Source organism: Thermomicrobiales bacterium (assembly GCA_023954495.1).
Lineage (GTDB): Bacteria > Chloroflexota > Chloroflexia > Thermomicrobiales > CFX8 > JAMLIA01.
Genome location: JAMLIA010000104.1, coordinates 1 through 9796, shown reverse-complemented (window position 1 = coordinate 9796; position 9796 = coordinate 1). Strand labels below are relative to the sequence as shown.

The following is a 9796-nucleotide window of genomic DNA, read 5'->3' as shown; positions in this document are numbered from 1 at the left end:
ACGCGTCCGCTCGCTGGAGCGACAGGCCAGGATGGCCCGTGAGTACGGCGCGGTGCGCGATCAACTGCATGGCCTGCAGCGCCGCCACTACCGCACGCTCTGGCAGGCAGCGCAGGCAAACGTCGATGCCGCGCAACAGACGTTCGATGCCGCCGATGCGACCTTCGAGGCGCGTGAGCGCGACCACACGATCGCCGCGCAGCGGCTGGCCGAGCTACGCGCCGAAGATCGCCGCATCGCTGACGCGCTCGCCGGACTGACCCAGCGCGTCAGTGAGCGCGACCGGGCCGTCGCCGATGCCCGCCATCAGCGCGCGCTGCTGGACGCCCAGCTTCGCTCTGCCGACCAACGCGCTGCCGACATCCACGAGCGCCGCGCCGAGCTGGAGCGCGACCACGAGTCGGCCACCCGCGAGGCCAGGACGCTGGCGCAGCAGCGCGAGGCGCTGGCCGGGGACGTCGCCGAGCTGGAGCGGCAGGTGGCCGTACGCAACGCCGCGCTGGATGTCGCCCGTCGTCGGCGCGACGAGCTGCGCCAGATGCTCGACCGCATCGACCAGCGCTCGGTGAACCTGGCTCGCGAGGTCGCAGCGCTGGAGAGCTCGGTCGCCGGACTGGCCGACCGGCGCACCACTGCCGACGCGCAGACAGCAAACGCCGACACCGCCATCGCCCGTGCTGCCGAGCGCCTCGAAGCCGCTCAACAGGCAATCGAGGCCGAAGAGCAACGCGTCGAAGACCAGGCAGCAGCGCTCGATCGCGCGACAGCCGAGCTATCCACGGCCGAGACCGACGCGAAACAGTTGCGTGAATCGCTCGCCACGCGCCGCCGCCAGATCGACGACGCAGCCCACGAGCTGGCCGCACTGCGCGCGAAGCTCGACCTGCTGGAACGCACTCACGCGACCGGCGACGGCCTGTACGCCGGTGTTCGCGCCGTCATCCGTGCGGCACGAGGCGGCGAACTGGCGCTCCCCGGCCTGATCGGCACCGTCGCAGAGGTCATCGAAGCGCCGAAGGAGCTGGAGACGGCGATCGAGGTTGCTCTCGGCGGGCACCTGCAGGACCTGATCGTCGAACACTGGGACGACGCGCAGTCCGCGATCAACTACCTGAAGCGCTCCCGGGCCGGACGCGCGACATTCCAGCCGCTCGACACCGTCCGCGCACCACGCCCGCTCGTACTCGACGTGCGCGACCCCGATCTTGTCGGTGTCGCAGCCGAGCTGATCCGCTTCCCGGAGCATGTGCGGCCCGTCATCGAGCAGGCCATCGGCCGGACACTGATCGTCCGCGATCTGGAGGCCGCGCGACGGCTCCTGCAGCAGACTCGCGGCTGGACACTCGTCACACTGGCTGGTGAGATCACCCGACCGTCCGGCGCAGTGACCGGCGGCGACCGTGGCAAGGACAGCAGCCTGCTCGCCCGCGAACGTGAACGCCGCGCACTACCGACGCGTATCACCGCAGCGACAAAGGCGTTGGAAGCCGAACGCGACGCCCTGCTTGACGGAGCGAGCAAGGAGTCATCGACCGCCGAGCGCATCGCCACACTACGCGGCGAGATCGAGATGCTCGCCGGACAGCAACGCGCGACCCGTGCCGCGCTCGACCGCGCACGTGCCGAGCTGAGCGCCGCCAACGCCGCTGTCTCCAGTGCCCGCGAGCAAGCGGACCGTGCCGCCGGGCACGCCCGCGATCTGGACAGCGCCGAGGATCAGGCCCGCGAGAAGCTGGCAACGCTCGCCGGGGACTACGAAGCCCTGACCGGCGAACGAACGGCGATCGTCCACCAGCTGGAGGCGGCGGACGAAAACGTCGGCAGCCACGACAACCAGCTCGGCGCGACGCTGGCCGAGACACGCGAGCGCCTACGCGCCACGACCGCAGCGGAGCGTCGCGCGACCGAGCGCAGTGCCGCCGCCGAGCGTGGCATCGCCGCCCGCGACCGCGAGGTTGAGGAACTTGCTGCACGACGCCGACAGGCCGAGCAGGAGCGCCAGTCTGCAGAGCAGACAATCACCAATCTTGAGCAGCTGCTCGCCGAATCCACCAGCGAACTGCCGACCTTACGGGCCGCCCGCGAGACGATCCAGGAATCGTACGCAGCCGCCGAACGCGAGCTGGACCGCGCGACCGAGCTCATCCGCGCGGCCGAGCGGGCGCGCGATCAGGACGCGCTACGGCACGCCCGGATGCAGGACGAGCAGGTCTTCCTCGCCGAGCGCATCCGCAATGACCTCGGCATCGACGACCCGACGTCGCTCGGCATTGCCGAGGAGGGCGAGCCGCCGGTCGACGAACGCGAGATCGGCCGCCTCCGCGATCGACTGCGGCGGATGAGTGCCGTCAGCGAAGATGTCCTGGAGCAGCACGAGTCCGAAGCGGCGCGGCTGGCCCACCTGCGGCAGCAGCTGGATGATGTCGAACAGGCAGCCGCGAACCTGCGGCGAGTGCTGAACGATCTGAACAGCCGCATGGCGACGCAGTTCAACGAGACATTTCGCGAAGTGGCCGTCGCATTCGAGCGCACGTTCACCCGCCTGTTCGGCGGCGGCATGGCTCGGCTCGTCCTGGCGACAAACGACGATGGCGCAGCCAGCATCGACATCGTCGCCCAGCCGCCCGGCAAGCGCCTCCAGAACCTGACGGCGCTCTCCGGCGGCGAACGCTCACTCACCGCCGTCGCCCTGCTGATCGCCATCCAGCGCGTCAACCCCAGCCCATTCTGTCTGCTGGACGAAGTCGACGCAGCCCTCGATGAATCCAACGTCGTCCGCTTCCGCGACGAGCTCCGCGACCTGGCCCATGCCACCCAGTTCGTCGTCATCACCCACAACCGCGGCACGATCGAAGGAGCCGACACGCTCTACGGCGTCACGATGAGCGGCGACGGCGTCTCCCGAGTGCTCTCGCTGCGCCTTGAAGAGGCGATTCGCGCTGTCGAGGAGTACGAGACGGCGTGACGAAACCCCACCCCCTGCCCCCTCCCCTTCGAAGGGAGGGGGTGTCGTGAGGCTGGCGAGTTAGCTGCCGTTCCTTAACTTCGCCCCCCTCAAACCGGCAGCCACCGTGTTCATACAGGACACCCCCTCTCCTCCGAGGAGAGGGGGCCGGGGGGTGAGGTCACTCCACCGCGATCTGATCCCAGTTCGCCAGTTGCTCCTTGGCAGCCGCCAGGAACTCGGCGTCGGTCATCAGGTCGAACGCAGTCAGCGCCATCGCCTTGGAGACCTTGATGAACTGGTCGTAGCCGAACTCAGAGCCGGAGGCGTCGACGACTTCCTGCGAGTGGCCGGGGATCGGCTCGTGGCTGATCGCAAAGCTGCCGGTCACTGATGGCACCTTGTAGCTGACGTTGGCGAAGTCGGTCGAGCCCATGCCGCGTCGTGACTCACGCGGCTTGATCTCCAGACCCATCTCCTGCATGTTCTCCAGGTAGCGGCCGGCGACGACGTAGCTCGGGCGCATGTCGTAGAACGTGTCGCCACGAGTCAGCTTCATCTCGCAGCCGGTCATCAGCGCCGCGCCCTCGGCCACCTTGTCGAACTTCGCGACCAGGTCTTCGAGACCGACGAGCGAGGCGGCGCGCACCTCAATGAATGCCGAAGCGTAGGGCGGCACGACGTTCGCCGCCTCGCCGCCGTTGGTGATGATGCCGTGAATGCGTGTGTCCATCGTGACGTGCTGGCGCAGTGCATCGAGGCCGGTGAACAGCTTGATGACGGCATTGAGCGCGTTGACGCCGTTATAGGGATCGGCTGCCGCGTGGGCCGGCTTACCGAAGTACTCGACGGTCGTGCCGACGAGCGCGAGGCTCGTCCCCTCCGGGTATTCGAGCGGCACACCGGTGTGGTTACCGGCGTGGTGGACCATCAGCGCCGCGTCGACATCGTCGAATACGCCGTTATCGACCAGCGGTATCTTGCCGCCGGTGGTCTCCTCGGCGGGCGTGCCGACGACGCGGAACCTGCCGGCAATCTCCGGCAACACTGCCTTCAGGCCGATCGCCGAAGCCAGACCGCTACCGGCGATCAGGTTATGGCCGCAGCCGTGCCCGATACCGAGCAGCGCGTCATATTCGGCAAGGACGGCGACGACCGGCCCATCGGCGCGTCCGTGGAGCTCGGCGACGAAGGCCGTCTCCAGCCCGCCGACCGGCTTCTCGACCTCGAAGCCCAGCTCCGCCAGCTTCGACGACAGGAGCGCCGACGCCTGGTATTCCTCGTTGCCGACTTCGGGGTTCTGCCGAATCCACTCGGCGACCTCCACGATCTCATCGCGGTGAGCCTCGATCGCGTCCACAATACGCTTGCGAAGCTCGTCCCGTTCGGTCATCTCCACAATTTCGCTCCCTCTCCCATTCCCAATACCAATTGCGTCATGCCGGCGGCAGCCAGTCACGGACATCCGGCTCGTCGCTCAACCGCCAGACACGAGCGATGATCGCATCAATCTCATCGGCAGATGCGCCGTGCGCGTAACCGGCCAGCAGGCGAGCCTTGTCCTCAAGCTCGGCGCGTGTCAGCGGGTTGCCCGGATCGCCCTTCGGCACCTCGACCCGCGAGACAAGGTGGCGACCGTCGATCGTCTCGACCTCAACCAGGCCGATCCACTGCCGTGGGTAGGCCGCGTCGATCTCCGAATCAAGCGCCATCTCGACGCGGTCGTGGAACGCACGGATCGTCGGATCGGACAACGCCTCGTCGGTGAAGTCGGTGACACCGGCGCGACCGCGTACCGCTGCGACTGCCAGCACGAAGCCCATCGAGAACTTCGACTGGTGGATGGTTTGCGGGTCGGTCACCGGCCCAAGCACATCGATCGCTCCCTGATGCACGCGCGCGCGCACGCTGCGGACATCGCCAGCCGCCAGCCCCTCGTCACGGAGCAGCTGGAGCAGCGCATCGGCAGCCGGGTGCGTGTGGCGGCAGGATGCGTGGTACTTGAACGACGTCTCCATCAGCGCCCAGCGCGTCCCCAGCCCGTCGGTCAGCTTGCTCGCGTCGGCGTCGGACGACATGCCGGCCGCCATGCCCTGCGGCCCTTCGAGGATGTGCCGCGCGCCGGTAAAGCCATCACGGGCGATGCAGGCGGCCAGCAGCCCATCGGCGGACGCCTTGGCCGTGTGCAGCTGCTTGGAATCTGCCGCATCGCGGAGAAACTCCCACAGCCCGGCCGCCTGTGTTCCAGCCGAGCCGAACGCGTGCAGCGTCTGCTCAGCGTCGAGATTGAGCAGCCGGGCAACGCTCGCTGCAGCCGCCACCGTCCCGGCTGTGCCGGTCGTGTGGAAGATCGTGTAGTGCGAGCGACCGAGGAACTCACCGATGCGGATCCCGGCCTCGTATCCGGCCACCGCGGCGACGATGAATTCGCGGCCGCTCGCGCCGGTCTGCTGCGCCATGGCCAGCACCGGCGAGAAGACGACCGCGCCGGGGTGAAAGACCGAGCCGTTGTGGACATCGTCCTGCTCGACGACGTGCGACGCCGCGCCATTCACCAGCGCGGCGAAGAGCGGTGACGTGCGCCCGCGTGACGGCAGCAGCTCGCTCGGGCCGCTCGACGGTCCCATCTGCGCGGCGAAGTGCGAGAGTGCCTGCACCGGATGGGCGTCGCGACCGGCCAGCACCGATGCCAGCCAGTCGAGGAACAGATCCTCGGTGCGCCGCACGACCTCAGCCGGAAGATCGTCGAAGTGAAGTCCGGCGGTGAAGGCCGCCAGCGCCTGGGTCGTGCCGATCTGCGTCGCCGTCATCGCTCGCCCTCCGGCCGCAGGCGCGCGATTTGCGGGCCGTGGCCGCGCTTGAAGACCATCAGCGTGCGGTTGAAGTCGATCACGACGACGCCATCCTGATTGAAGCCGGTCGTCTTCACCGTGACGATGCCGATGTTCGGCCGCGAGCGCGACTCGCGCATCGACAGGACTTCCGACTGCGAGTAGATCGTGTCGCCCTCGAAGACCGGATTCGGCAATCGCACTGAATCCCAGCCGAGGTTGGCGAAGACGTTCTGCGAGATGTCGGTGACGCTCTGGCCGGTGACAAGCGCCAGCGTAAAGGTCGAGTCGACCAGCGGCTTGCCGAACTCGGTCTGCGCTGCGTAGTGATGGTCGAAGTGGATCGGCGCAGTGTTCTGGGTCAGCAATGTGAACCAGATGTTGTCGGTCGTCGTCACTGTCCGTCCGAGCGGATGCTCGTAAACATCACCGACCTCGAAATCCTCATAGAACCGCCCACTCCAGCCGGGCTTGACCGCCATACATCACCGCTCTCGCAACAACCCTGATAACCGTCTGCGCGTCAGTATCGCAGGATCAGCGCAATCCGGCCGTGCTTCTCCAGCTCGCCGTCCTCGACAAAGACGACCCTGCCGCCCTTCTCCAGCACGGCCGTGATGACTTCATCGACGGCATCATCCAGGACATCCGGCGCGGTGGGATCGTCCACATTCAGGTCGAGCAGGCCGTTGTCGCCAACCCGCGCCGGCTGATGGTAGCCCTCCTCGACGACAAGCGTGTCGCCGCGACCAAGCTGTGCCTCGCGCCAGACCTCGCCAAGCGTCGACGACGATCGCTGCGCTCCGACGGCCTTGTTCAACTGATCGAGCACTTCCAGCCGCCGCGATACGAACGCCTCCCGCGCAACCGGCCAGACCATCTGCCCGAGGTCGTGCGCCGAGAGCTCATCGTAGTTCCCGGTGATCGTCGCCAGGACATCACCGACGTTGGGCGCCACCTCGCGATAGAACGCCAGATTACGATCGATACCGACGATGACTATTGGCAGTGGGTCCTCGGCCAGGAACGGAGCGAACGCCTGATCGACGGAGCGGAAGAACTGACGGAGGCGATCGTCGCGCAGTCTGGATACGTTGACACCGAAGCCACCTTCCAGGTCCTCATCCTCGCCCTGCCAGTCGTGGCGCATCGGGAACCCGCCGTCGGTCATCTCCTCCAGATCCTCGCGGGTCGCGGCGAAGAGACGACTCGGCTGCTCGCTCAGCTTCAGCACCCAGTAACGTCGCAAGCGGGTTAGTGCGCGAACAAGGTCACGGGTGAAGAACGTATCGTCGATGACGACGCGCTCCTGCAGCGTGTGTGGAATGGTGAACCAGCGCGCAATGTCGGCTGAGACGAACAGCGCGAGCCCTTCCTGCAAGTGCGGGAAGCTGACATCGTTCACCAGATCGTCGAGCTTCGCCAGTAGCGGGCCGACCTCACGCTGCGAAAATTCACCGCGCAGGCGATTCGTCGCCTCGGTCACCAGGTTCTTCAAGCGAATCGGATCCTGCTGGTTGTCTGGCGAGGTGCGGTGGGTCGGGAGTGTGATTGTGAGCGACGGGTAGGTCTGCGCCGTAATCAGCTCCTGAAGATCATGGATGTTCATCGGAACCCCTCTCCGGCGGTGGCAACACCGCAATACAGACTGGATGGGATAGATGCTGACAGAAGAGCAGGCTGAGGTTATCGCCCAGGACTGTTGGCGCAAACTGGCTCGTCCAGTAGCTCCTGTCCGATCAACGCACGATCCCGCCGATTCGGGATCATTACTACTGAGTGTAGTCCTGATTTCCTTGTGCTGAAGCGCTAATGCGTTGCAATACCGTGTCAACTGCCACGGGGAGCTAGCGAACGTCGTCTTCCTTCAGCTCGATCACCCAGGCGCGGCGTTCGGCGATTTTCGCGTCGCGCATCACGAAGACTTCGGCCATCGTCATCCGCATCACCTCGCCGGTGTCGCGCCGCACCGAGCCGGTCATCTCGGCCATGATGACGTCGTCCTGCTCAACCATGCGCACGACATCGAGCGTCGGTGGCGGGATGAATCCCGGCCCTTCAATCGCCGCGTCGTACGCTTCTTTGCCGGTCAGGCGAAACGCGCCGAAGACGGTCCAGGTGATGTCATCGGTGAGGCAGGACAGGATCTGTTCGTGGTCGTTCTTGCGGAAGCCATCCATGTAGCGCCCGACGGTACGACGATTCTCCGCCATGGAACCCTCGCGATGACAGTGCAACAAAGCGCCGGATTATCACACGACTCCCGCCTGATGGAGGCTCGCAATCCGGTTATCGTCGTAGCCAATCTCACGCAGGATCGCGTCGGTGTGCGCGCCAAGATCGGGCACATCGCCGAGCGTGTAGCTGATTGTGCTGTCATCGACCGGCGGCAGCATTGCCCGCAGCGGTCCGACCGAGCTGCCGATCTCCTGCCAGCGGTCCCGCGCCACAACCTGCGGATGCTCGGCGAGGTCCGCCACATCGTTCGCGCGGGCGTTCGCGATCCCGGCCGCATCGAGCCGCGCGACCACCTCATCAGCAGTCAGCGTCGCAAAGGCTGCATGAATAGCCACGTCAAGCTCGACCCGATTGGTCACCCGCTCCGAATTCGTCGCGAAGCGCGCATCGCTCGAATCAATCGCGCCCCCCAGAACGTCGGCGCAGAAACGCACCCACTCACGCTCATTCTGAATGCCGAACAGGACGAGCTTGCCGTCGCCGGCCGGATAGGGTCCGTACGGCGCAATTGCCGGGTGACTCGCACCAGCGCGACCCATCGCGACGCCACCGTACATCGTGTAAAGCAGCGGATAGCCCATCCACTCCAGCAGTGCGTCGAGCAGCGCGACATCCAGTACAGCGCCGTTACCGGTGCGTTCGCGGTTGAACAGGGCGGTCATGATGCCGGCGTGCGCGTACATGCCACCGGCAATATCGGCTACCGAGATGCCAACCTTCGAGGGCGTCTCGGGCGTGCCGGTGATCGAGAGCACGCCGGCCTCGGCCTGGATCAGCAGGTCGTACGCCTTGCGATCGCGATACGGCCCGCTGTTGCCGTAGCCGGAGATGCCGCAGAAGATCAGCCGCGGGTAGCGCTCCAGCAGCGCCTCGCCGCCCCAGCCCAGCCGCTCCATCGCGCCCGGCGCGAGGTTCTGGACGACGACGTCGGCGCGCTCCAGCAACGCCTCGACGATTGCGCGACCATCGGGGTGCTTCAGATCGACCGTCAGCGACTCCTTGCCGCGATTGCCCCAGACGAAGTAGCTGGACATCCCATGCACCGTCCGGTCGTAGCCGCGCGCAAAGTCGCCCACCCCCGGCCGCTCAATCTTGATCACCCGCGCCCCGAGATCAGCCAACTGCCGCGATGCAAACGGCGCAGCCACCGCCTGCTCGAACGCGAGGACAGTGATGCCGGAGAGTGGCGACCCGGCCTCCCCGCGTCCTGTCGCCATCAGAAAATCTTCGCGATCATGTTCAGCCTATCCCCGCAGTTCTCACCATGTGGCTCCTCTGTAGGTCGCATGCGGCCATCTTGATGGGAGATCGTAGCACTCGTACTGGCTAGTCCTCCTTGAGCGATGCCGGGATATAGACGCGCTTTAGCGGCAAAATGCCCTTGTAGCGTGAGTCGAACTGGTCATAGTGGACGAGCACGAGATCTACCAGCGCGTTGCCGTCGATCAGCCGCAGATTGCTCTTGCCGGCTGCGAAGTTGCGGGCTGCCGTCGTGAATGTTCCTAAGGTGACGAAGAGGCCGAACTCGTCGCTGGCGATGTTGCCATATAGCGACGCAACCTCTGGGTTCCCGGAACTCCCTGGGCTGCTTTTGACTTGCACCTTGATGATCGGTGGCTCGAAGCCAAGCTCGTCGCGATGGGCGATGATGTCGATGCCGCGATCCGGCCCAGGATCAGACACGCGAGTGCGATAGCCCATGGTGTTGAGGAGATGGCCGACGAACTGCGCCAGCGGATGGCCCTTCAGTTCCTGCTCCAGAGTCTTGAGGATGAAGTCGCGA

8 protein-coding genes are annotated in these 9796 nt (G+C 66.0%); 1 reads left to right on the top strand and 7 read right to left on the bottom strand.

The features are described 5' to 3' along the window. A partial coding sequence (locus tag M9890_14455; GenBank protein ID MCO5178153.1) for a hypothetical protein occupies nucleotides 1–2965 on the top strand: 2965 nt, incomplete at its 5' end. A gap of 160 nt (nucleotides 2966–3125) precedes the next feature. On the opposite strand, the gene M9890_14450 is transcribed toward M9890_14455, so the two are convergent. From M9890_14450 to M9890_14420, 7 genes are all read right to left on the bottom strand, one after another. Beyond that, on the bottom strand, nucleotides 3126–4337 hold the full coding sequence (locus M9890_14450) for a M20 family metallopeptidase (GenBank protein MCO5178152.1): 1212 nt from the start codon (nucleotides 4335–4337) through the stop codon (nucleotides 3126–3128). Between the two features lie 43 nt (nucleotides 4338–4380). Beyond that, nucleotides 4381–5754, bottom strand: coding sequence for an MmgE/PrpD family protein (locus M9890_14445; GenBank protein MCO5178151.1), 1374 nt, complete (start codon nucleotides 5752–5754; stop codon nucleotides 4381–4383). Then, nucleotides 5751–6257 carry a MaoC family dehydratase gene (locus M9890_14440; GenBank protein ID MCO5178150.1) on the bottom strand — a complete coding sequence of 169 codons (507 nt, stop codon included), beginning with the start codon at nucleotides 6255–6257 and terminating at the stop codon, nucleotides 5751–5753. Before M9890_14440 ends, M9890_14445 begins: the two co-directional genes overlap by 4 nt. Before the next feature lie 41 nt (nucleotides 6258–6298). Beyond that, the gene (locus tag M9890_14435; GenBank protein ID MCO5178149.1) at nucleotides 6299–7384 is read right to left on the bottom strand and encodes a hypothetical protein; all 1086 of its coding nucleotides are present in this window, start codon (nucleotides 7382–7384) and stop codon (nucleotides 6299–6301) included. Nucleotides 7385–7622: 238 nt separating this feature from the next. Next, nucleotides 7623–7988, bottom strand: a complete 366-nt coding sequence (locus M9890_14430) for a nuclear transport factor 2 family protein (protein ID MCO5178148.1) — start codon at nucleotides 7986–7988, stop codon at nucleotides 7623–7625. Nucleotides 7989–8027: 39 nt separating this feature from the next. Beyond that, nucleotides 8028–9230: a CoA transferase gene (locus M9890_14425; GenBank protein ID MCO5178147.1), complete on the bottom strand. Its 1203-nt coding sequence runs from the start codon at nucleotides 9228–9230 to the stop codon at nucleotides 8028–8030. Nucleotides 9231–9339: 109 nt separating this feature from the next. Then, nucleotides 9340–9796: restriction endonuclease (locus M9890_14420; GenBank protein ID MCO5178146.1), on the bottom strand; the 457-nt coding region annotated here is incomplete at its 5' end.